This window comes from Shewanella sp. 10B (assembly GCF_023475885.1).
GTDB classification, from domain to species: domain Bacteria; phylum Pseudomonadota; class Gammaproteobacteria; order Enterobacterales; family Shewanellaceae; genus Shewanella; species Shewanella mangrovisoli.
Map to the genome: position 1 here is coordinate 385,636 of NZ_JAMDJO010000003.1, position 23,999 is coordinate 409,634.

Annotated in this window: 20 protein-coding genes and 1 other RNA gene; 9 read left to right on the forward strand and 12 right to left on the reverse strand. The window is 48.1% G+C overall.

Annotated features, from left to right (window positions below; translation table 11 throughout):
* The first annotated feature begins 42 nt into the window (after positions 1–42).
* Positions 43–1,707: a methyl-accepting chemotaxis protein gene (locus M0415_RS13945; protein WP_249556215.1), complete on the forward strand. Its 1,665-nt coding sequence runs from the start codon at positions 43–45 to the stop codon at positions 1,705–1,707.
* 166 nt (positions 1,708–1,873) lie between these two features.
* Here M0415_RS13945 and M0415_RS13950 read toward each other — a convergent pair whose 3' ends face one another.
* A complete protein-coding gene (locus M0415_RS13950) occupies positions 1,874–2,263 on the reverse strand; it encodes a ribosome recycling factor family protein (protein WP_249556216.1) in 390 nt (129 codons plus the stop codon).
* A gap of 292 nt (positions 2,264–2,555) precedes the next feature.
* Between M0415_RS13950 and M0415_RS13955 the strand changes: the two genes are divergently transcribed.
* Together M0415_RS13955 and M0415_RS13960 are read left to right on the forward strand one after the other, a co-directional pair.
* Positions 2,556–2,801 (forward strand): DUF3297 family protein, encoded by a 246-nt coding sequence (locus M0415_RS13955; RefSeq protein ID WP_011624059.1) that lies wholly within the window; start codon positions 2,556–2,558, stop codon positions 2,799–2,801.
* 379 nt (positions 2,802–3,180) lie between these two features.
* A complete protein-coding gene (locus M0415_RS13960) occupies positions 3,181–3,447 on the forward strand; it encodes a hypothetical protein (protein ID WP_249556217.1) in 267 nt (88 codons plus the stop codon).
* A 62-nt stretch (positions 3,448–3,509) separates the two neighbouring features.
* Here the strand turns inward: M0415_RS13960 and eruA are convergent, their stop codons facing one another.
* From eruA to M0415_RS13995, 7 genes are all read right to left on the reverse strand, one after another.
* The gene (gene eruA, locus M0415_RS13965) at positions 3,510–7,568 is read right to left on the reverse strand and encodes an NACHT domain-containing antiphage protein EruA (RefSeq protein ID WP_249556218.1); all 4,059 of its coding nucleotides are present in this window, start codon (positions 7,566–7,568) and stop codon (positions 3,510–3,512) included.
* Between the two features lie 522 nt (positions 7,569–8,090).
* A complete protein-coding gene (gene gcvP / locus M0415_RS13970) occupies positions 8,091–10,979 on the reverse strand; it encodes an aminomethyl-transferring glycine dehydrogenase (RefSeq protein ID WP_249556219.1) in 2,889 nt (962 codons plus the stop codon).
* 122 nt (positions 10,980–11,101) lie between these two features.
* Positions 11,102–11,491, reverse strand: coding sequence for a glycine cleavage system protein GcvH (gcvH, locus tag M0415_RS13975; RefSeq protein WP_011071083.1), 390 nt, complete (start codon positions 11,489–11,491; stop codon positions 11,102–11,104).
* Positions 11,492–11,516: 25 nt separating this feature from the next.
* Positions 11,517–12,611: a glycine cleavage system aminomethyltransferase GcvT gene (gene gcvT, locus M0415_RS13980; protein ID WP_011718288.1), complete on the reverse strand. Its 1,095-nt coding sequence runs from the start codon at positions 12,609–12,611 to the stop codon at positions 11,517–11,519.
* Positions 12,612–13,010: 399 nt separating this feature from the next.
* Entirely contained in the window at positions 13,011–14,234 is a 1,224-nt protein-coding gene (locus M0415_RS13985) for an FAD-dependent oxidoreductase (protein WP_249556220.1), read from the reverse strand.
* Positions 14,235–14,270: 36 nt separating this feature from the next.
* Positions 14,271–15,494 (reverse strand): 2-octaprenyl-6-methoxyphenyl hydroxylase, encoded by a 1,224-nt coding sequence (gene ubiH, locus M0415_RS13990; RefSeq protein ID WP_249556221.1) that lies wholly within the window; start codon positions 15,492–15,494, stop codon positions 14,271–14,273.
* Positions 15,495–15,598: 104 nt separating this feature from the next.
* Positions 15,599–16,174 (reverse strand): UPF0149 family protein, encoded by a 576-nt coding sequence (locus tag M0415_RS13995; RefSeq protein WP_249556222.1) that lies wholly within the window; start codon positions 16,172–16,174, stop codon positions 15,599–15,601.
* 225 nt (positions 16,175–16,399) lie between these two features.
* On the opposite strand from M0415_RS13995, the gene M0415_RS14000 reads away from it, so the two are divergent.
* The 3 genes from M0415_RS14000 to M0415_RS14010 all read left to right on the forward strand — a co-directional run bounded on the left by M0415_RS14000 (position 16,400) and on the right by M0415_RS14010 (position 17,680).
* Positions 16,400–16,702 carry a cell division protein ZapA gene (locus tag M0415_RS14000; protein WP_011718292.1) on the forward strand — a complete coding sequence of 101 codons (303 nt, stop codon included), beginning with the start codon at positions 16,400–16,402 and terminating at the stop codon, positions 16,700–16,702.
* A 115-nt stretch (positions 16,703–16,817) separates the two neighbouring features.
* A non-coding RNA gene (gene ssrS / locus M0415_RS14005) (6S RNA) lies at positions 16,818–16,998 on the forward strand.
* Positions 16,999–17,005: 7 nt separating this feature from the next.
* A complete protein-coding gene (locus tag M0415_RS14010; RefSeq protein WP_249556223.1) occupies positions 17,006–17,680 on the forward strand; it encodes a 5-formyltetrahydrofolate cyclo-ligase in 675 nt (224 codons plus the stop codon).
* Between the two features lie 178 nt (positions 17,681–17,858).
* Here M0415_RS14010 and folM read toward each other — a convergent pair whose 3' ends face one another.
* Positions 17,859–18,578 carry a dihydromonapterin reductase gene (gene folM, locus M0415_RS14015; RefSeq protein WP_249556224.1) on the reverse strand — a complete coding sequence of 240 codons (720 nt, stop codon included), beginning with the start codon at positions 18,576–18,578 and terminating at the stop codon, positions 17,859–17,861.
* A 210-nt stretch (positions 18,579–18,788) separates the two neighbouring features.
* On the opposite strand from folM, the gene M0415_RS14020 reads away from it, so the two are divergent.
* Positions 18,789–19,178 carry a thiol-disulfide oxidoreductase DCC family protein gene (locus M0415_RS14020; RefSeq protein WP_249556225.1) on the forward strand — a complete coding sequence of 130 codons (390 nt, stop codon included), beginning with the start codon at positions 18,789–18,791 and terminating at the stop codon, positions 19,176–19,178.
* 80 nt (positions 19,179–19,258) lie between these two features.
* Here M0415_RS14020 and mdh read toward each other — a convergent pair whose 3' ends face one another.
* Entirely contained in the window at positions 19,259–20,194 is a 936-nt protein-coding gene (gene mdh, locus M0415_RS14025; protein WP_011718296.1) for a malate dehydrogenase, read from the reverse strand.
* A gap of 290 nt (positions 20,195–20,484) precedes the next feature.
* Between mdh and argR the strand changes: the two genes are divergently transcribed.
* Positions 20,485–20,955 carry a transcriptional regulator ArgR gene (gene argR, locus M0415_RS14030; RefSeq protein ID WP_011624073.1) on the forward strand — a complete coding sequence of 157 codons (471 nt, stop codon included), beginning with the start codon at positions 20,485–20,487 and terminating at the stop codon, positions 20,953–20,955.
* A 223-nt stretch (positions 20,956–21,178) separates the two neighbouring features.
* Here the strand turns inward: argR and M0415_RS14035 are convergent, their stop codons facing one another.
* The gene (locus M0415_RS14035; protein ID WP_249556226.1) at positions 21,179–21,811 is read right to left on the reverse strand and encodes an NAD(P)-dependent oxidoreductase; all 633 of its coding nucleotides are present in this window, start codon (positions 21,809–21,811) and stop codon (positions 21,179–21,181) included.
* A gap of 103 nt (positions 21,812–21,914) precedes the next feature.
* On the opposite strand from M0415_RS14035, the gene M0415_RS14040 reads away from it, so the two are divergent.
* Positions 21,915–22,817, forward strand: coding sequence for a LysR family transcriptional regulator (locus tag M0415_RS14040; RefSeq protein WP_011718298.1), 903 nt, complete (start codon positions 21,915–21,917; stop codon positions 22,815–22,817).
* A gap of 64 nt (positions 22,818–22,881) precedes the next feature.
* On the opposite strand, the gene M0415_RS14045 is transcribed toward M0415_RS14040, so the two are convergent.
* The gene (locus M0415_RS14045; protein ID WP_011624076.1) at positions 22,882–23,823 is read right to left on the reverse strand and encodes a Dyp-type peroxidase; all 942 of its coding nucleotides are present in this window, start codon (positions 23,821–23,823) and stop codon (positions 22,882–22,884) included.
* Positions 23,824–23,999 lie beyond the last annotated feature (176 nt).

A 23,999-nucleotide genomic window follows, 5' to 3' on the forward strand; every position in this document is an offset into this window, starting at 1 on the left:
TGCCCTGCAATAATAAAGCGGCTTATCCCGGAGTTGTTGAACATGTCTAATTTCAGTTTACGTAACAAATTGCTCCTACTCGCATTGTTCCCGTTAATTCTGACCCTCATTGTACTGATGACAGTTTCCTACCATGTCGAGCAATCGGCGCTTGCCGATGAAGTCACCACATTTAGAGAAAAGTTAATCGGTGAGCGTAAAACCCAAATCAAAGAAGCCACCCAAATCGCCGCAGGCATAGTGCAATACCAGCTATCGTTAAAAGAACAGGGCAATGTTAACCAAGCCCTACGTGATATTCGCTTTGGCAGTTCGGGCTACTTCTTTATTTACGATTCCCAAGGTAAAAACCTGTTCCATGCGGTCATGCCCAACCTTGAGGGGCAGAATAAAATCGATATGACCGATCCCCGCGGCACCAAGATCATTGTCGGCCTGCTCAATGCCGCCAAAAACGGTGACGGTAATTTCTCGTTCTATTTCCAAAAACCCAATACCAACGAGCAAATCGAAAAAATCGGCTACTCCATGATGATCCCTGGCACAGATTGGATGCTCGGCACTGGCGCCTATATCGACGATATCGATGCCGTGGTGGAGGATTACCGCACCACAGTCACCGAGCAGATGATCGATAAGTCCTACGCGATTTTATTGATTGCACTGTTATTAGCAGCCATTACCGCCGCCGTGATCTTAGTGACCGCCCAGCGCATGGTCACACCGATTAAAAACATGGCCGATAACTTAAACGATATCGCCAAAGGCGAAGGCGATTTAACCAAGCGCCTTGCGGTGAAGGGCGACGATGAAATTGCCCAACTCGGCCGCTCCTTCAACCTGTTTGTCGATAAACTGCAAACCATTATCGGCGATGTGGCCCATGCCACCGCTAAGGTTAAAACCGCGGCCAATGCAATTCATGACCAAACCAAGGTAATGTCGCGCCAGCTTATCAGCCATAACAATGAGACTGATCAAGTGGTTACCGCCATTACAGAGATGTCTGCCACCGCGAGTGAAGTGGCGCAAAACACCACCCAAGTGGCCGAAGCGACCCACGCCGCCACGGGTGATGTGGCCAATGCCCAGCGTTGTGTCGATGCCTCGTTAGAGGAAATTTCGGTGCTGATGGCGCAAATCAATAATGCCGCCAGCAACATTCAATCCTTGAGTGAACAGTCGCAAAAAATTAATAGCGTGCTCTCGGTGATAGGCGGTATTGCCGAGCAAACCAACCTGTTAGCATTAAACGCCGCGATTGAGGCCGCCCGTGCTGGCGAGCAGGGTCGCGGCTTTGCCGTGGTGGCCGATGAGGTGCGCAACTTAGCCAGCCGTACTCAATCAAGCACATTAGAAATCAACGAGATGCTATCTGAACTGCATAAGCTAGTGAGCTTAGCGGTTAAAACCATGGAAGAGAGTCAGCAGAGTTGTATACGCTCGGTGGATTCGTCCCGCGCCATCTCCGAAAGCCTAGGCTCAGTGACCTCGGCAGTAACCGCCATCAACGATATGAGTACCCAAATTGCCACGGCGGCGACCGAGCAAAGCTCAGTCACCGAAGAAATCAACCGCAATGTGTTCGCCATCCAAGAGATTGTCAATGAGCTGCTGCACTCCAGTGAAGAAGCGGCGAGCGTGAGCCAAACCGTGTCGCAGGAAGGACTTAACCTCGGCAAACTCGTGGGTCAATTTAAAATTTAACGCCAAGGCGTGATATCGGCGGTCGGCGTAAGTCGATTAGGTATAAATCGCTATCTTTAACCACCGAAGGCCTCAAGCAATTGAGGCCTTTTTCTTAGGTTCTGCCTGCTAATGACCCCGCCTAAGCTCAGAGCTCGGCATATGGGCTCGGGATCAAAGCTCGGAACTAGAGTTCGGCCTCAAAGCGAGCAAGGCGTGCCTCGCTCATCGTGCATTGGGTTTGCTGCATCAGTTCGCCCAAGGTAATGGCGGGGTTTTGGTTGATCAGGCGAACCAACTTTGCGCTGAGTGGTTCAAGCTTATCGGCATGTTGTAATAAGCCGCTGTCGATCTTTTTGATCAGAAAGGTAAATTCGGCAGTATCACTCAGGGCTTTTAACTCGACGCAACAGCTTTGAATAGCGATAGCCTGTCCTGTAATGCTCCAATTACGGGAGCGGCGCACCCGCTTAAGCTCGCAGCCCTTTTGTACAGCAATCGCCTGCGCCCGCTTAACCGCCTCGCGGCCGATGCGATGGATAAGGGATGGCAAGGGAATACTAATATCATCGTGCATGGCAAGTTAACTATCGGGCCTTGGGTCGAATATGAGTGAATAACGGCGCGCGGCTATAAGTTGTAAGCGCTAAACCTTAAGCACCAAGCACTAAGCCTTAAACCAACGCCGCCAAAGTTTATCCTGTAGCGCGTGCGAACAAAAGACGATACAGGCTTATGCAACAACTCACGCTAAGTGCCACTCGCCCAAGATAGCGGCTTAGGCGTCACAGACTGACAACAACAGTCCTTGAGCAAGGCGGCGGGATTGCCTACAATAACGCACTTTTTGTTCACTACAGATAACGACCATGACTGACACAACTTCACAACCCGCATTACCGGATCGTCTTTCGGTTAACCCACGCAGCCGCCACCATGTAGCTGAAGTCTTCCAATACGATGTGGGTATCCGCGTGAACGGTAAAGAACGTTTCGATGTCGAAGAATACTGCATCAGCGAAGGCTGGGTTAAAGTACCAAGCAAATCTTTAGACCGTCGCGGTCAACCTCTGCTGTTAACCATCAAAGGCACAGTAGAAGCCTTTTACCGTTAAGCACCCGCAGCTTAATGGATAGCAGCTTAATGGATAATAAAAACGGCCAATTCGATTGGCCGTTTTTATTTACCCTACGTAACACCAAAGCTTCCTCCCAATACCTCTCCCCTGATATTCACAAGTCATTATTTAAAATAAGCTTTTGTGATAAAACGCATTGATTAAACCGCATAGCGCGGGTTAAAGTGTGACCACTAAGGGAAATGCAGAGCCACACTCGAACGCCACTATCGAGCACGCTATTTAAGGACAAAGCAGCCAATCTGTATCATGCCGCCCCACTCTTAACAGCCTCCTCTGCCACCAAGGTATCAAGCACATTTATCATGTGTGCGTTACGGAATTCACGATAAACCTTTCTATTTCAAGGATGTAAATGGCAGATTTTACTAACGGCCTGTTATCTTACGGGATACTTCTCTCAGGCTTTATTATCACTATTGGTGTGATGTATGCGTTGCTAAAACACCGTGATGCCACAGTCACCCTGCCCGTGGATCGTGAGCAGTTAACCCGCATTCCCGCCTATGGCTTACAAAAGCAAATCCAAGATCTGCAATTAGATTTAATGGGTTACATGATGATGGGGTTGATGATGCTTCACATCTTCGTTGATGCTTTAATTTCCACTTTACGTTCGTAAATGACTTGAAGGTTAATTCGGAAACTATTAGCTAAATTAGATAAGATATGAGCTCCTACAATTTAATTCGCATCTGATCGCGAGACATCTAATACAAATACATCAATCAATCCTCTTAGATCCAATGGAAGCTTGTCTTCTATACTTTTTTGGAGCTCAAACGGACTATTAATTCCATGTCTTCTCCTTCCAGCAATAGTCAAATGTGCTCCAAACCAAATAACAAGGTATATCCCTTGCTGCTCTGCATCAGGATGAATTGAATAACGTTTATACAATTGCTCTGAAGCTGCGGAATACAGGTCTTTATGCCACTGCCCTTTTGCCTCTATGACAAGCAAGCGCCTCTTGCCAGTAATCACTTTTGCAGCTGTTATATCAATCCTATTTTGATCTTTAGTCTGATGTTCGGCCACAACACTTATACTTTTCGGCTGTAATACCAAGCTCAGCCTTTCTGCAATAATCTCAACACAATCTACTTCACCTTTATGGGTGAATTGTCCATTAGTGTCTTCCTTATAAAACTGTTTAGCAGTGTTAAATTCACCGCCATGTAAGTCCTTTTGATAGTCCGTCAATTCTTGAAGAATAGATGCTCTTAAGCCCTCGACTGTGACGATCTCGTTATTGTCCAATAAATCTACGATCTGTTGAGGTGTAGGCGGTTCGAAATCCCTAAGCGCTTTTTTCCGCATTTGATCTGCTTTTATGCTTTTCAGTGTGAGATGAATATCAGTAAATCCCTGATTCTCTATCATTCGATTTAGTACAGGAATTGCTTCATCAGGTGAGTCATGACTGATAGTCCAAACGATTTCCGTAAGAAATCGATAGGCCGTTTCTCCAACTGGGCTGTCTGATCCCCAATGACTAGGAAGGTCAACTTTTGGCCACTTGTCAAAAAAAGCATTCATAATCATCTCAATCTTCACTGAAGACAACTGGGGCCAAGAATCATAGTCTCCTCGGTTCAATCTGCCCGAGCGGTGTTCAAAGAGAAATACTGAATTTGGATCAGGCTTAAGCCAGTCAAAATAAGGACGTGCACCTTCTGGGCACAGAAAATAAAACGCTCGAACAAACCAAAATTTTCGCCTTTGTTCAAATTTTTCGTCATCCTTGAGAGCAGGCCACTTTGTTAACATATCAGAACTACGAGTCAAGATAAGTCGATTAAGCCTCTCACGCTCTCCAAACCGCACAACTAGTTCAAAAAGCGTATCCATTGCATGGTATTCAAGTTCTTGAAAACGCTCGAGCCACTCAATAGATAGATCACTTTTTAGGGAACTGAATACATCATCATATTGCAGTAATTCGACCCTTGGGTGTTTGCACTCACTCTTGACCAACTGTGGTTCAAGATAACGACGAAGAAATAGTTCCGCCTTTTGCTGGTCAGGAAAAACCAAGCGATTAACCTCAGCTTGAAGCCTATTGTGCTCAACTTCATCAACAGCATCGTACCTAGTATTAAAAGTCGTTTTCAGAGCAACTAGTAATGCAGGCTTTACCGCCTCTAAACTTCCGAATGCTCGCATAATTTCTATACAGGCTGCATATAGAACTATTTCAAGGTCCACTGATTTTGACTCGCATCGTACTTTCGCAAGTTTCTCTAAATCAGGCACCTGAGGCTCGATGAATTCCAGACAATTCTTCAGTGCATTTCTGACAATAATTTCGCTACCAAACAAGGTAGGAATATTTTCAGGTTTGGTAAGAGCTACAAAAGCAAAATCGACTAAAAACCGCCAGTGCTTGCCACTCTCGACTAGTTCACGATTCTCATTTATGTACTGGATATTCTTGCTATCAATATCGTTGTCTCGCTTCTGCTCTCGCCTTACATATCGTTGATGTTTAGCATTCCAACGTCTGTGATCTGATTTATCAAGTTGTGCCATCGTTCTATTAAACTTCGCCCACACTTGCATAAATATTGATTTTTGTAGTGCTTGTCCTCGCATATGACGTCGCAATTCATTTGGGACTCTATCTTTAGAATGTAGATACCGATAGTGTTTAGCAATAAAGCTCTCCCATAGATGAGGATTGTCTGATTCAAATGCTAAATCCACCAAAAACTTAAAATCCTCTTTTACAAAATGCAGAGCAGAATGCGAGTTTGAAGAAAAACCAAAGTGGTTTATTTGGGTTTCGTGGATCTGTTTAGGATCGGTTAATCCGCCAAAGACATGAGCTAAAATGCCTTCCCGCAGTGAACGGTCTTCATGTAAAGCTTGAACAGATTTACTATCAGATGTCCCTCGGTTGCCATGGAAGTTTAAATTTTGTATCCAGCTCCAAACACGCAATGGATCGAAAGGAGGAGAAGCTATATTGAAGTAATGGTCCAACATAGTGCCAACAATCTTGCTGATACCACTAATGCAGTAACATTCATAACGTTCAAGGTCACAGCCACACACCAGATTTAGTGTTAGAGCATCTAGCAACCATTCAAGTGAATTTTTATCCAATTTGTGGATAACTCGTTTGATGAAATATCGCTCTCCAATGACACGACTCAGTCGCTGCTTCTTACTGGGATATAAATTGGCACATGCACGAAAAAAATTTTCAAGACAACTTAAATCAAATTCTTCTAAGCCGACCAACTCAATCCCTTTCGCTGCGACTTCAAGTGAGGCTGAACTAGCCTCAGATAACAGAGTGGCAAAATCTGGCTTAAAATCGTATTCAGCACATCCAACTAGACAATAGAGTGCAAAGAGACGCGTATACTTGTCTTCTTGAGCACCTAAAGCGATGCGCCGTAATTCTTTGAGCAAGAAGATACAAACTGGAGAGCCTACTAGTAGTTCAAGAATTAAATCTCGTAAGTGACCATCACTCACGCGCTCAAGTAGTACTTTGAGCTCTTCGACAATATCCTTCGTAAAAAAACTAGCAATACTAAATCTACGCCAAAAATCAGCTCTTCGAAAATAAGGGTCGTTCTCCTCAATTTCTTGCAGCTTTGCTAAAAGTAATTGCTTTGATATAGGTTCGAGCTGGGATGGATCTCCGTTAGCAAGAATTGCGTATGGGTCAAGTTCAATTAAAGTCTGCTGAATATCTCTGTTGCCTAAAGCAGCCATCCACCCAACTAATCCTCTAAGCTCGTCTCTGACTGTTGAATTGGGTGCAATAATCGATAAGCATTGGGACAAGGTCAAATTGTCTGCGGGATCAACTATTCGCTTAACAAGAAAGTCTGCCGAACAATACTCAGCGACGATTTTATGCACCGGTCGGTGTTGGTCGACAGTATCTCCGGGCTTGAAAAGTCGTGTAGCAAGAACGGTAGAAATGTCGGAGTCACTATTTAGCAGTGATGAAAACAAAGGATATATTCTGGTTTCCGAAAACTCATTAATGCTTATCCCTTCTGCACCGGACAATAACAGCTTGGCAAAAATCTCTGAAGCAATCTTAACTTTTTGACTGACGGAGAGAGGATTGCCAATTTTGGAAGATGTTGGTTTGCCTTCTTTTGTTAGGCGCTCTACTGCAAGCTTAAAAATTGAGCGTTTATCTGAAAATTTTCTGCCGCTTTCGAGATACGCATCCTTAAACATCGTCAGGAATTGCGGATTAGGCAACAGCGGCTCTAGATCAAATCTGGACACTTCTGAGTGGAAATTAGCGAAATCTTCGTCCGGTGCGTGATGACCGAAGATCGCACATTGTTCCGACTCATCAAATTCACAAAGCCTAACGATGAGAGGTTCATTACCAATATAATCTTTGACTGTGTTGGTAGCTGCATTATCCCACTCGCTGGACCTACTCGAAATAATTACAAACGTAGGTTTAGCTTTGACCACTTGAGCCAAAAGCTGATGAATTCCACTTTGATCAATCTTCGCTAATTCATCAAATCCATCAATTACTATTGGTTTTCCTTCTTGCTCAAAACCAATATGAACAAACTTTGTGGCTGTTATTGATGATGTATTTAGTTGGTTTGAAAGACTATGCAGAAGTTCTGTTTTACCACCACCGGGTTCAGCTAGAACAACGACTAAAGTCGATGCGTCTAGTAACTCTTTCTCTGAGAATGTTTTTTCGGTACTCGAAAGCCTGCGTTGTAGATAAAAATTCGAGTACATAGTTGCAATCTTTTTCCATAGATAAAGATATTGGGTAATTAAGTTAAAATTTAACAGAGCTTATTGGTAATGTCTCCAAATAGAAACGTGTAATATCTCATAGTTTAGATATGTTTCGAGAACCAATTAGTTTTGAATAATCAGGTGCGTCAACCTTATTTAGAGTCCGCAACTGGCTCTTTACAACGAAAAACAGAACAGGCATGACTCTCCACTCACTGGTTGCACCAGAACTGGCATTGTTGCACCAGTGACCTTCTAAAACATGGATGTTTTAGCAGAGCTTACAGGGATGTATTTACAGCGTGTCACTGGTGTAACAGTGCGAGAGCCTGCGGCAGGCAATTGGGAAGTACAGTTGCCAGAAGCCACAAAATAGCCCATTCGCAGCACTAAGCTCATCAGAAACAATACGCATAAAACAAAAAAGCGACCCTAAGGTCGCTTTTTAACGTTCATAATTGCGTCGTAGCCGAAGCTAACTCTTAGCAAGGGCTTGCTGTCGCAAGCCCAAACCAGCAATTACTCGTAGTCTTCCATCGGCACACACGCACAAAACAAATTACGGTCGCCATACACGTCATCAATACGGTTCACGGTTGGCCAGAACTTGTTAGTACGCACTGCGGCACTTGGGAACACGGCCACTTCACGGCTGTATGGGCGTGAATCAAACGCTGGGTCCATAATATCGGCCATAGTGTGTGGCGCGTTGTGCAGCGGGTTGTTGTCCGCTGGCCACTCGCCTGCTTCAACCTTAGCGATTTCGGCGCGGATTGACACCATAGCGTCGATAAAGCGGTCCAGTTCAACCTTAGACTCTGATTCGGTTGGCTCAATCATCAGCGTGCCCGCTACTGGGAAGCTCATGGTTGGTGCGTGGAAACCGTAGTCGTTCAGACGCTTAGCGATATCCATTTCGGTCACGCCAGAGGCTTCTTTAATTGGACGCAGGTCGATAATACATTCGTGCGCGACGCGATCGTTACGGCCACGGAACAGTACTGGGTAGTGTTCAGACAGCTTCTTCATCACGTAGTTAGCGTTTAACAGCGCGGTTTGAGTCGACTTTTTCAGGCCGTTTGAACCGAGCAGCTTAATGTACATCCAGCTGATTGGCAGAATGCCAGCACTGCCGTATGGCGCTGCCGAAACTGCACCGTTGTTGTCGCTTTCGCGGCCTGGTTTAACAACCACGTGACCCGCGACGAACGGCGCTAAGTGTGCTTTCACACCGATTGGGCCCATACCTGGACCACCGCCGCCGTGTGGAATCGCGAAGGTTTTGTGCAGGTTAAGGTGCGATACGTCGGCACCGATAAAGCCTGGTGAGGTTAAGCCAACTTGGGCGTTCATGTTGGCGCCGTCCAAGTACACTTGACCACCGTGCTGGTGCACGATATTGCAGATTTCGCGGATAGATTCTTCGTACACACCGTGGGTCGATGGGTAAGTGATCATGATACATGACAGGTTTTCTGCCACTTCAGCCGCTTTGGCCTTCAGATCTTCTAAATCAACGTTACCTTGCTTGTCACAGGCAGTCACAACCACTTGCATACCGGCTAATTGCGCCGATGCTGGGTTAGTGCCGTGGGCAGATTGTGGGATTAAGCAGATGTTTCTGTGGGCTTCGCCGCGAGACTCGTGGTATTTACGAATCGCTAACAGACCCGCGTATTCACCCTGAGCACCAGAGTTAGGTTGGATACACACGGCATCATAACCTGTGACATTCACTAACCATGAAGACAATTCTTCAATCAGTTGAGTGTAACCCTTGGCTTGATCCAGTGGGCAGAATGGGTGCATGTTAGCAAATTCTGGCCAGCTGACTGGGATCATTTCAACCGCAGCGTTTAACTTCATGGTGCACGAACCCAATGAAATCATTGAGTAGTTCAGTGCTAAGTCTTTGCTTTCGAGACGCTTGATATAACGCATCATCTCGGTTTCGCTTTGGTAGCGATTGAAGGTTGGGTGGCTCAGGATGGCATCTTCACGCACTAAAGAAGCTGGAATCGATTGGCTACCTTGCGCCACGATTTGCGCATCTAATGCGGCAACGTCTAAGCCATGGCCAGCACCTAAAATCACATCGAACAGTGCTTCGATATCGGTGCGGATAGTGGTTTCATCTAAGCTCACGCCGACGATGCCGTCAGCATCGAAACGCAGGTTCATTTCAGCGGCCAGCGCGCGAGCATTCACTGCAGCAACGTCTAAGCCTTTGATGCTGATGGTATCGAACCAAGTGTTGTTCACTAAGCTCACGCCTTTAGCTTGTAAGCCAGCGGCTAAGATATCGGTGAAGCGGTTGATGCGTGATGCGATGGTTTTCAGGCCTTGTGGGCCATGGAATACGGCGTAGAAAGACGCCATGTTCGCTAACAGAATTTGCGCGGTACAAATGTTTGAGTTGGCTTTTTCGCGGCGGATATGTTGCTCGCGAGTTTGCATCGCCATACGCAATGCGCGGTTACCACGGGTGTCCTTTGACACACCGATGATACGGCCAGGCATAGAGCGTTTGTGCTCGTCACGGGCCACGAAGAAGGCCGCGTGTGGACCACCAAAGCCCATCGGCACACCGAAACGCTGCGCGCTACCGAAGACCACGTCTGCACCCATGGCACCCGGTGACTTGAGTAACACTAAGGCCATGATGTCGGCAGCGACAGTCACAATCACGTTCTTCGCGCGTAATTCGGCGAATAAATCAGTGAAGTCAGTGATTTGACCGAAACGGTTTGAATACTGGAACAGGGCACCAAACAGTTCGTGGTTTACCGCTTCATGGGCAGGACCTACCACTACTTCAAAACCAAAACACTCAGCGCGAGTCTTCACTACGTCTAAGGTTTGTGGGAATACGTCATCGGCAACGAAGAAGATGTTGGCTTTTTTGGCTTTAGACACACGCTTAGCCAGCGCCATCGCTTCGGCAGCGGCTGTCGCTTCGTCCAGCAGTGAAGCTGAGGCTAAATCTAAACCGGTTAAATCCATCGACACTTGTTGGAAGTTTAGAATGGCTTCTAAACGGCCTTGGGCGATCTCTGGCTGATATGGCGTGTACGCCGTGTACCAACCAGGATTTTCGAAGACGTTACGTAAAATCACATTAGGCACTTGGGTACCGTAGTAACCCATACCAATGTAGCTTTTGAAGACTTGGTTTTGTTTGGCTAAACCACGAATGTAAGCAATGCCTTCGGCTTCGCCGCAGGAATCACCAATGCTCAACTCTTGGCTTAAACGGATCGACTCAGGCACGATTTGCGCAGTCAGATCGTCCAGAGACTCAGCACCAACGTAGTTCAACATTTCTTGTTGTTGGCTGCTATCCGGGCCGATATGGCGACGTAAGAATAAATCGTGCTGTTCTAACTGAGTGAGGGTTTGCTTGGTCATGATAAACCTTGTTCCAGATTTGCCGTAGCTCAGGACTGTAGGGTACTGATAAACGGGCTATTGTTATGTCAAACTTGCGCTAAAACAAACGAAGCCCCTTGGGGCTTCGTTAGCGTCGACGATTATTCCTCGTCGATAACAGCTTGGTAACCTTCTGCATCGAGCAGAGCGTCAACTTCAGATTCATCTGAAGGCATAACGCGGAAGAACCAGCCTTCGCCGTAAGCGTCGCTGTTTACGAGCTCTGGAGAATCTTCCAGTGCTTCGTTCACAGCAATCACTTCACCAGAGATTGGCGCGTAGATGTCAGAAGCCGCTTTCACTGATTCTGCCACTGCACAGTCGTCGCCTGCAGTCACAGTGTCGCCTACTTCTGGCAGCTCAACGAAAACCATGTCACCTAACAGCTCTTGAGCATGCTCAGTGATACCCACAGTGTAGCTACCGTCTTCTTCCTTGCGGATCCATTCGTGTGAAGAGGCGTATTTCAGTTCTGTCGGAATATTGCTCATTGTTCTTGTTCCTTGTTCCGTTTTTTTAAAATGCTTGTTTACCGTTGCGCACAAAGTTTGGCGCTACTACTCTAACAGCCACGCGCTTTTTACGCATTTCGACTTCCGCCGTATCCCCAATCGAGTTAGGAACACGCGCCATCGCAATAGAATAGCCCAATGTTGGTGAGAAAGTACCGCTAGTGATCACGCCTTGCTGCTCAACACCCGCTGCATCGGTGAAAAATACTGGCATATCATGGCGTAACACGCCTTTTTCTTCCATCACCAGACCGACTAATTTGTCGGTACCCGCATCGCGCAGGGCTTCAAGTGCCTGACGACCGATAAAGTCACGATCAGTTGGCTCCCATGCGATGGTCCAGCCCATGTTGGCGGCCAGCGGGTTGATGGTTTCGTCCATATCTAAGCCGTAGAGGTTCATACCGGCTTCGAGACGCAATGTATCGCGAGCGCCTAAACCACAGGGTTTAACGCCTTGATCTAACAGTGCTTGCCACAGGGCTTCGGCTTCAGTTTCTGGCACGATAATCTCGTAACCCACTTCACCTGTGTAACCTGTGGTGGCAATAAACAGAGAACCGGCTTGCTTACCGAAGAAAGGTTTCATGCCTTCGATAGCGGCATTTTGATCGGCACTGAATACGGCGGCTGCTTTGGCCTTAGCGTTAGGACCTTGAACGGCGATCATCGCCAGCTCAGGACGCTCAGTCACAGTGACATCAAAACCTTGGGATTGTTTGGCGATCCACGCTAAGTCTTTTTCGCGGGTCGCGCTGTTGACGACAACACGGTAGAAAGTGTCGGTCAGGTAGTAAGTGATCAGGTCGTCGATGATGCCGGCATTGTCATCTAACATGCCGCCGTATAAGGCTTTACCAGGAACTTTAAGTTTGGCCACATCGTTTGCCAGCAACTTACGGAGGAATGCACAAGCGTCGGTTCCGGTCACATCAACCACAGTCATGTGGGACACGTCGAACATACCTGCGTCTTGACGCACGGCGTGGTGTTCTTCGATTTGTGAACCATAGTTGAGGGGCATATCCCAACCGTGGAAGTCGACCATCTTAGCGTTTGATTCTAAGTGCTTGTTAAACAGAACAGTTTTATTAGCCATTGTTATCCCTTTTTTGCGGCCTTTTTCAGGTCTCTGCCTAGCGTAGGGTGATACAAATCCGGCTAAATATCTGGCTAATCGGCATTTCACTTCCACGATGCATCAATTTGAAAGGGGTTCTTTCGGTCTCAATGCGTCTGTCACTGCAACGCCTGATTCGCTCTGAATTGATTCAGATATTTATCGTGATTGGTATAAGTACTAGGGTCTAAAATGCGGCGAAATTATACCTTGCGTCACAAATTTGTATACAGGAGATTTTTCTAATCCGAAGCCAGTGTCATTAGATTTTCTCATCTTCAACATGTAATTTTTTTACATACGAAAGCGAGATTTGCGCAGCCTGCAGCCAAATTGCTGATATTATCAGCAATTATGATTACATTAGCGCAACCGAGGCTAGCGACATAACTTGGGGAGTGAGGACTTATTGCCCATGGCCTGTTGCATGAACACTGTTTTCAGCCCAGCGACATTATCAACCAGGTTGAGTCCCAGATCGCGAATGGCTTTTTTAAGGGGATTGCTCCCTTCGAACAGACGCTTAAATCCTTCCATCGCCGCAATCATCTCCATCGCATCGGCCTTGCGCCAACGCTCAAGGGCGCGCAGCTGGGCATAATCACCGATATCCTTACCCGCATCGTGTAGCTCACCGATGACTTCGATAATGCTGGCGGCATCGAGGAAGCCTAAGTTTACCCCTTGGCCAGCTAATGGATGGATGGTGTGGGCCGCATCCCCCGCGAGCACCAAACGGTGGCGAGCAAAATGACGGGCGTAGCGCATCCGCAGTGGGAAGGCGTGACGTTCACTTTCAAGCTTACAAATGCCAAGGCGGCCATCGAAGGCGGCGGTGAGATTGCGCTCGAACTGCTCTGGCGCCATTTCGAGTAACTCGTTAGCGCGCTCTGGCGGCACTGACCAGACAATGGAGCAGAGGTTTTCTTCATATAACGGCAGGAAGGCCAGCGGGCCGTCCTGCAAAAAGACTTGGCGGGCGGTGGCAAGGTGCGGCATTTCGCTGCGAATGGTCGCCACGATCGCATGGTGGCCATAATCCCAGAAAGTTAATGGGATCTTACATTGTTCGCGCACCCAAGAATTAGCACCATCGGCGGCAATCACGAGTGCGGCGCTAACACTTTCGATTTCGGCATCGGTGCCATTGGCTAAGGTCAACCAAGCTTCACGTTCACCAAAGGCGATACGCTCTATGCGTTGGTTTTCGATATGGGTGATATTGTCAAATTCACTGGCACGCTTGGCGAGGGCGTAGCTGATGGCATCATTTTCGATAATGGCGCCAAGGCTAGGTTCACTGATGCTACTGGCATCGAAGGCGATTTTACCAAAGCCGTCTTTATCCCAAACCGCCATTTTTTGGTAGGGTGTCGCGCGGCTGGCATCGACATAGTGCCAAGCGCCGAGATGCTCGAGCAAACGTTGGCTCGCCTTGTTGATGGCGCTGACCCTAAGCCTTGGCTCACCGCTCACGGCTTGGGTGCTTTGGGCATCGATCACGACGACATTCAAGTTGGCCTGCGCCAATCCTATCGCGGTGGCGAGTCCCACCATGCCGCCACCCACAATGGCAATGTCATAGGCTTGTGAACTTAACATGGGTACATCCTTTTCGCGTTGCGATACCAGTAATGATTATTTCCAGCCCATCGCCTTCTGCGCGACGGGGGTTTTCAGTGGCGGGAACCAAGATAACAGACGCAATCCCAGATTACGCCCAAGGGCCAAGGGCCAGTATTGGTTAGAGAAGCCACGGACTAAAAATTCAATATTGCGAATAGTGCTGTTTCTATCCGCCTCACGGGCCTGCAAATAGCCATGGGTGACGGCGACACCGCCAATATCCTCACCCTGCGCCAGCGCGCGTTGCAGCACATCAAGCAGGCTGACGACATCCCGAAGACCCAAGTTAAACCCTTGCCCCGCAATCGGATGCAGAGTCTGGGAGGCATTGCCGATAAACACGCATCTATGGTGAATTGGCCTTGGCATGTAGGACAGGTTTAACGGATAAGCATGGCGCTCGCTGACGTCAATAAACTGCCCAGCGCGATAACCAAAGGCTTGCTGCAATGCAGCTAAAAACTCGGCCTTGGGCGCTGTAAGCATCGCTTGAGCGCGGCTATCATCCAGCGCCCAGACAAGGGATAAACGTGGTTGGCCTTGGCTATCTGCCATCGGCAATAGCGCTAAGGGGCCTGTCTCGGTAAATCGTTCGTAGGCCCAGTGCTGGTGCGGCTTATCGGTTTGCAGATTAGCGATAATCGCGGTTTGCTCAAACGCCACTTGGGTGATGGGCAGAGTAAAACTGCTGCGCACCTTAGACTGCAAGCCATCGGCGGCGACCACCAGCTTGGCGCAAATCCGCTCGCCGGAATCGAGCACTAGGGTGTGATTCTCGTTAGCAGGGATCAACTCTGACAGTTTTGCAGGGCAGTAGAGCTTAACCTGAGTCTTGTGAAGCTCGCTAAACAGCACTTGGCCGACCCTTTCAAGCTCGACGACTTGCCCCAGCGCATCTAAGTGAAACTGACTGGCGTTGAGTTCCGTCATGCCAAAATGGCCGCGATCGGATACGTGGATATCCTTAATCGCCGTGCCTAAATGCGCCAGTTTCGGCCATAAACCTAAACGGGATAACTCGAAGATGGAACCATGGGCAATGGCGATGGAGCGGGCGTCAAAGCCGGGGTGGCTGTTATCGGGAAGGTGCGCCTCGATTAAGGCAATAGATAAAGGTTTTTCAGTACCAGACAAACGCGCTAAGGCCAGCGCGAGGGTCGCCCCCGCCATGGCGCCACCAACAATGGCAATATCGACATTTTGAACTGAATTATCCATGTGCTCTGCTACCGTCATGGGGTTCTCATTCAAGCTATGGCATGGCTAAAAGCGTTTCGCCATCAGGATGTTAGATTTGAAACTCATTAAAGGCGGAATGATTCCGCCTCTCTCGTTAGTGATTAATGGATCACCGCAGGATCGTCGCCTTCACCGTGGCTCGGCTCGGGGCCAAACTCGGAATAGCACATAATGGCGGCGATACGCACAAATTCTAGTAGCTCGATATAAGCCGTTTCCGATTCTTCATCATCAGCCACATCGAATTCGACCTGAGCGATCTCGGCCAGATCTTTAATCACTTCACGCACTTCGGCCGAGGCTTTATTCAGCTTAGGCTGGATAATCGCGATGCCCGTTAAGAAGCTTTGCGTCCACAGGGATAAGGCCTCAACTCGTTGACTTAACGGCTCTTCCTCTTCTGGAAGCAGTGGCATAAAGCCAAACTCAAAATCACCTAAACGGGCAACCGAGTCTTGGAATAGCTCACACACCAATTGATGCAGAGGCGCCGGTAAAGGCTGACCATCATTCATCAGGTCAAATAAAGGTTTAATCCACAGATCACCAGTTTGATCTACGCCACCGCAGATTAAACCCACAAGGGCACCGTGCACTTCCACGGGATGCTGACCAATTTCAGCCGCATCGAGGGCGATTTTTAAGCTGTCGATGCGTAACGAAGGAGGGGTCGCCATATCAGATTCCAATCAGAATTTTCCAGCAGCAATGCTAGCAGAGATAAAGACTTGAACCAACTCTGATCCGGCATTCTTGGGGGCGAAGATAAAAATTCCGGCAACTGCTCACACAAGCAGCAAACAAAACGGCGAATGTGCAATCCATCGGCGGCTCACCTTGCACTTTTAATATCAGCCCTATATAGTCCGCCCTATCGATGCCAACGAAAGGATCATCTTCGAATGAGTAATAGTGCAGTTGAAATCACCCTGCTAGGGCGCACCTACTCTATCGCCTGCCCGAAAGGTCAGGAAGATGCCTTACGTGTTGTGGCGCAAGGGGTTGAGCAACAGCTAACTACCTTAAAAAATCGCACTAATAGCTTAAGCCGCGAAGAAATTGCCATTATGGCGGCGCTGAATATTGGACACGAGTTGTACCAAGAAAAGCAAAAGAATAAGCACTATATGAAACAAATGGATGACCGCATCAGCCTGTTGCAGTCAACCTTGGAAAACGCCTTAGTTGAGCGTTCAACCAAATAGATTTAGACTGTGCCACTCGGTGCCACGCACCATCAATCTGATAAGAGTTGCACAGTGAATGGCTAAACTGGCCTATACTTTTTAAGCCAAGATTTTAGCGATTCAATACCGTTTTTGCTCCCTGGGGTGCAGGCCAACTGGTAATGTCCCTGTGCCGATAATTTTGATCTCAGGGTGAATGCTTTACTGACATTGAGCATGCTCGGCTCGTACCGAGAAGCCTTAGGAGGTAATCATTTACCCGCCTTGAACCTACGGTTCAAGGGCTACACCGGTAGCGGCATTCTGGGGAGCATCTTATTTATGTCTATCACTTCAGTCTCGAACACTTCGGCCCCAACCGCCAATGGGCCACACGGCACTCAGTCTGAAATTGATACCACCACTCTCAACCCAACGCTAAGCCGCGCCGAATTGCGCAAACAGATCCGCTTGGCTCGCCGCTCGCTTTCGACAGAGGTGCAAACAGAGGCTAGCCTTGCCGCCAGTCGGCGAATGCTCGAAAAACTGAGCGCACTGAATGCCCAGCATGTCGCGCTGTATCTCACCCACGATGGTGAACTCGCAACCGCACCGCTTATCGAAGCGCTTTGGCAGCAGGGGATTCACACCTATCTGCCACGGCTCCACCCTTTTAATGCGGGGCAATTATTGTTTTTGCATTACCACGCCAACTCGCCAATGCTGCCGAATCAATTTGGCATTTTAGAGCCTAAGTTGGATGTGCGCGCCGTGATGCCGATTGAGCGACTCGATGTGGTGATTACCCCGCTGGTTGCCTTTGATATCAAAGGCAATCGTATGGGCATGGGCGGCGGCTATTACGACAGAACGCTAGCCAATTGGCATAGCAAAGGTAAACCTCTGCCCATGGGTTACGCCCATGATTGCCAGCAAGTGACAGCCCTGCCCTGCGAGCATTGGGATGTGCCCTTACCTACTATCATCACTCCAAGCCGCGAATGGCGGTTCGACTAGGCCATTTAGTCGAATCATCCGAGTCATTCGATTCAGCCCATGACTCGACTTAGCCAAGTTACAGGTTTAAACCTTGCTTCTCGTTTAAACCCAGTACTCGTTTAAATCCTGCACTCGTTTAAGCCCTGCTACTCATTTAAGTCCAGTACTTGATTAAGTTAACTGCTATCACGCGGTTTTACTTTAAATGCCGACCGCCATCGACATTGTGGCTGCGACCTGTGACGTAGCGGCTCGCCAACAGATAATCCACTAAGGCGATAATCTCCTGATTTCCTGCTTCTTTTGGCAAGATTGCCTTAGCCAAGGTCTTTTGCCGATAGGCTTCATCATCGCTTGGATTAAAAAGGATCATCGCCGGAGCAATCGCATTGACTTTGACCTCGGGCGCTAATTGTGCCGCAAAGGATAAGGTTAAGTTATCCAGCGCCGCCTTACTGGCCGCGTAAGCCATGTGCTTGGCACTGCCCTTTTCGGCCACATAATCGGTGAAATGGATAATATCGCTGGCGCCAATCTCGCCCTCGGCCCCAGCTCGCAGCTGCGAGGCTAAGGCTAGGTTCATTTGATAGGGTACGCTCACATGCACTTGCATCATGCGCTGCATGACTTCATGGGCGGCAAGGCTTGGGCTGTTGTCTGGCAGCCAGTCAGAGGCGTTATGGATGATGGCGCGGATTTTGGGATATTGGCTCAATTGCTCAATCAGGTTTTGGAGCTGCACATTATCGTAAAAATCGCATTGGATTAAGGTCGCGCCCAAAGACTGTAACTCATCGATGCTGGGATAATGGCTGCGATAGGTGCCAATCACCTTTTGCCCTTGGGCGAGCAAGTGTTTCGCGAGGGCGCAGCCAATGCGTTTACCCACGCCAGTGATAATAATGGGAGCTGTCATATCCATCCTGTTATTTGCCGAGTACGGGTTTAAGCGTTAAATGCAGGGCAAATCTAGTTAGCTAAATCATCAATAAAGCAGTGTAATACACAGAATGTTACTGTTTTTATTGTCTTGCGCCTAATCTTTAAGGCATTAAAAGCTGCGTGATTTAGATCTAAAATGATGGCGCCCGCGTATACTCGAGGCGAGCTTAATCGAGGAAGCCCTATGGAACTGCGAATTTTTTACGACGCCAATTGCCCTTTATGTAGCGCCGAAATGCGTCAGCTTAAAGCGCGCGATCCCGATGATCGCATCGAACTTGTGAATCTTAATGCTGACAATTTCAGCTCTCGATTCAGCTATATAGATAAAGACTACGCCAACACCATTCTGCATGGTGAGACGGCGACGGGAGAGATTTTGCTAGGGCTCGATGTCACCAGCAAAGCATGGGCGCTCACAGGCACTCGCCCTTGGGTACAAGTGCTACGCTTACCGCTTATCAAACCCATCGCGGATTGGTGCTACCTGAGATTCGCCAAGCACAGATACCGCATCTCTTACTTACTGACGGGCAAGGCGCGCTGCGACAGCCAATGCCAACTGCCTAAGTAACTTTGCCCCAAGTATGGACTCACATTTAGCGCATAAAAAAACGGAGCCATTAGGCTCCGTTCTCTCATAATCCAGATAGATTACTTAACGAAATCAACGCCTAGTTTGATATCGCCTTTCAGCGTATCTAACATAGAATCACGGGCGTTAGCTTCGAATGCGCTCACTTCACCGTAAGGCAGTACTTTTTCGATACCGTTTTTGCCTAACAGCACTGGTTGAGCGAAGAATTCAGCGTGCTCGCTGCCGCCGTCAACGTAAGCACATTCAACGATGTTAGCTTCGCCTTGCAGACCACGAACCAGAGACATACCGAAACGGCAAGCCGCTTGACCCATAGACAGAGTCGCGCTTCCGCCACCGGCTTTAGCTTCAACCACTTCAGTACCCGCGTTTTGGATACGCTTGGTCAGAGAAGCGACTTCTTCATCAGAGAAAGTCACGCCTTCAACTTGAGACAGTAATGGCAGAATAGTCACACCGCTGTGGCCGCCGATAACATTCACTTTAACGTCAGCAACGTTTAAGCCTTTTAATTCAGCGATGAAAGTTTCAGAACGGATAACGTCCAGAGTCGTCACACCGAACAGACGGTTCTTGTCGTAAACACCGGCTTTCTTCAACACTTCTGCTGCGATAGCAACAGTAGTGTTTACTGGGTTAGTGATGATACCCACTAAGGCTTTAGGGCAAGTCACTGCCACTTTTTCGATCAGGTTACGAACGATACCTGCGTTGATGTTGAACAGATCTGAACGATCCATACCAGGCTTACGCGCAACACCAGCAGAAATTAGAACAACGTCAGCACCTTCCAGTGCAGGCGTTGGATCTTCACCAGCAAAACCTTTGATTTCAACCGCAGTAGGGATGTGGCTCAAGTCAACCGCAACACCCGGAGTAACCGGTGCGATATCGTATAGAGACAGTTTAGAACCCGCAGGTAATTGAGTTTTTAACAGTAGGGCGAGAGCCTGGCCGATACCACCAGCAGCACCAAGTACAGCAACTTTCATAGTTATCTCCGTTATTTCTCGGATATGTGTGACATGGATCTAATTTCCGTTGGCGTCACATTACTGGAATGTCACGTTAATTTCAATTATCCCTTAGTCGTGGAGACAAAGTTTTAGCGAAACTGAGCATTCCAATGTTGAATATTTACTCTAGTTCAATATCAATATCGACAACACGGCTATCTAGCCATCCGTTAATTGCATTTTTATTCAGTCATAATGGTTATTTGTTGACACTTTGACCAAAACTATTCAAAATACGCCTGTTTTTTTGAATAAAGAATAAGACTATGCAAACGACCAAGAATCAGGATGACCTTGTTAGAATTTTTAAGGCGATTTTAAAAGAGGAGCGCTTTGGCTCCCAGAGTGAAATTGTCGCCGCTTTACAAGCAGAAGGCTTTAGCAATATTAACCAATCGAAAGTGTCTCGGATGCTCAGCAAGTTCGGTGCCGTACGCACCCGCAACGCTAAGCAGGAGATGGTTTATTGCTTACCCGCTGAACTAGGCGTGCCTACCGCAGGCAGCCCGTTAAAGAACTTAGTGCTCGATGTTGACCATAACCAAGCGATGATTGTCGTTCGCACCAGCCCTGGCGCAGCGCAATTAATTGCCCGTTTATTGGATTCCATCGGTAAGCCAGAAGGGATTTTGGGGACCATTGCCGGAGACGATACTATCTTTATTTGTCCATCCAGCATCCAAGATATCGCCGATACCTTGGAAACCATCAAATCTTTATTCAACTACGCAGAATAAAAAAACAGGTCAGCTTGCTGACCTGTTCTCTTTTATCTGTACGCTTTTCAGTCCAACATTGCCCTCGTTTCAGGGCTAGTGTCCCGATTACGTTACAGCATAAGACCTATCTGTTGGCTTGAATGACGCTTGCTTGGAACAAAGACTCGTCACCCCGAGCTCACAAACCTTAGCTTATTGACCTTAACTCATCGACATTAGTCGCTGACCAGCATCTATAACCTTAGTAAGCCACACTGATCCTTTGATTGAGATGCGCCGCGTTTTCCGCTTCATCGAGCATCGCTTTGGCGTAGTCGGCTACTGAAATCTTGCTCTGACCATTCGCATCGGTAAAGAAGCTATCGCCACCTAAACGGTAAGGGCCTTCGCTAGCACCAGGGTAAATTTCTGCTGCTGGGCTAACAAAAGTCCAGTTAACCATAGTATTGGCGGCGCGAAATGCCTTTAATGCTTCACCTTGAGCCAAGGCTTCGTCCTTATAGGCCGGTGGGAAATCTGGACTTGAAACCAAAGTCACTCCCGGCGCCACTTCTAAACTACCTGCACCACCAACCCAAAGCAGACGAGGCACTTTTGCCTGTGGCAATACGGCTAATAGATTATTGACCGTTTTTGCCACTAAGCCGTGATTCTGCTCGGCGCGCGCACCCACTGCGGCAATCACTACATCGACACCTGCAAATGTGTCGGCTTCCAATGGCTGAGTCAGGTCAACACTACGCACTTCTGCCGCTGTTTCGCCAAGCTTGCTTGGGTCACGCACTAAGGCAACCACTTCATGACCACGGCTCAGCGCCTCGTTAAAAATGGTTCCGCCAATCCAACCTGATGCACCTAATACTGCAATTTTCATTTGATAAGTCTCGCTACTGATTTAAATTGAGACCAGTTTACTTGCGACACTTCACGTGATAAATATCGATAAATGAGCATGATTGTTTCAGATTGAGATACTAATGGATAAAATCGCCGCCATGCGCAGCTTTATCGAAGTGGCCAACTGTGGCAGCTTTACTAAGGCCGCAGAACACCTCGATCTCAGTCGCCTACAGGTTTCACGTCATATTCAAGAAATTGAGCAGTGGCTGAGTCTACGCTTACTACACCGCACGACCCGCAGCGTCAGCCTCACTCTGCAGGGGGAAGAAGCCCTGCAATATTGTCAGCGGGTGCTGAGCGAAGTCGCCGCAATGGAAAGCCGCGCCCATAGTCATAACACCGAATTAGTTGGCAGTATTCGTATTGCTACGCCCGTCGGGCTTGGGCAACACAGTCTGTTTGATGTGGTCGATCGCTTTATAAAATTGCACCCTAAGGTCAATATTCAACTGTTAATGTCGGACAGTTTTGCCCAGTTGGTGGATGAGCGGGTGGACGTGGCACTGCGCTATACCGAGCAACCCGATGAGAATTTGATTGCCCGCAAACTGATGAGCATAGATGCCGTGCTGTGCGCCGCGCCCAGTTACTTGGCTCAAGCCGAGCCGCTAACCGTCCCTAACGATCTGCTCAGCCATAATTGCCTTATCCATAGCTCGCAGCAACATTGGCAGCTCCTCAAGGAGCAACAGAGTGAGCTGATTAAACCTATGGGGAATCTGATGGCCAATGAAATGGGAGTGCTTGTCAGCGCCGCATTGCGCGGGCATGGCATTGCCTACTTGCCCTGCGACTTAGCCAATCCCTATCTGGCCAGCGGCCAACTACAAGAAGTGCTCCCCGAATACACGGCACCAGGGCAAACCCTCTGGGCTGTGTATCTCTCCCGCAGTTATCAACAAGCGCTGGTGCGCGCCTTTATCGATTTTACCGCCCAGCAGTGGCAGCAGGATCTCAGCAAGTGGACGACGGCGAGTTAAGCCCACAAACAAAAACGCACTGATGCTTTAAGGCTCAGTGCGTTGAATTGCGATTTGCGAAGGCTTAATTATCGAACTGCATCAAAAAATCTAAGCTTGGGGCGAAGAAAGAAGAACCCGTCAAGGCACTGGTAAAGTGCATCAAGTGATCGTGGTTACCCGCGCCATCACCAAACACCATGCTGTGGAGCATCTTCTCGAAGTGCTCTGGCGTACGGCAGGTTGAAATAAACATCAGCCCTTGCTCCTTGAGCGAACCGTAAGGCATGCTCTGGCGCAAAATCTCAATCGACTTGCCGTTGTCATCCTTGAGGTTTACCCGCTTGATATGGCTGGTTAATGGCTTATCTTCCGACTCGTATTCGATGTTGTCTTGCTTGGTGCGACCGATAATATCTTCTTGCTTTTTAAGCGGTAATCTATGCCACTTACTCAAGTTGTGGGCGTACTTTTGCACGTGAATGTAGCTGCCGCCTTTAAATTCAGGATCTTCATCCCCAACCAAGGCAACCTCTTGACGATGACGCCCTTTCGGATTTTCAGTGCCATCGACAAAGCCTGTTAAGTCGCGGCTATCCATAAATCTAAAGCCGCGCTCCTCTTCGACTAACTCGACTAAGTCTTCAAACATTTGGCTGATTTCGTTGGCGACTAAATGCAAAATGTCATAGCGGTCGCAGCGAATATGCACAAACAGATCGTATTCGATCGCAGGCGCCTCACGGTTACCCGCTTGCATTGCTGGGAATGGCTTGAGCATCTCGGGGCGAGCATCGGGATAGAGGCTGTCCCAATAGTTGGCACCAATGCCCACAAAACCATTGAATGCGCTGTCGGAATATTGATCCGTCAACTCATAAATATACTGCGCAACGTTGGCAATACAGGGACGCAATTGCGATTCAACGTTATCGTTGTCGCTCGCATTAAACATCAAATAGACGCTATGTAAGTTTCCCTCTGCACACACACCCAACTGTTCACGCGGCATATTTTGAATATCCATCTGGTTATCACCCTTTTGTCGATTCATTTTCGGCAATATTATCCGCAACTTTACCTGAAAATGACATTAAGTAACGCACAGTTTGTCCGTCTTTGTAATGTAAACACGTTTGTAGACTGGAATATAAAAATTGACGAGGCCATTACGCCTCGTCAATTCGTCTTACGCAAGTTTCG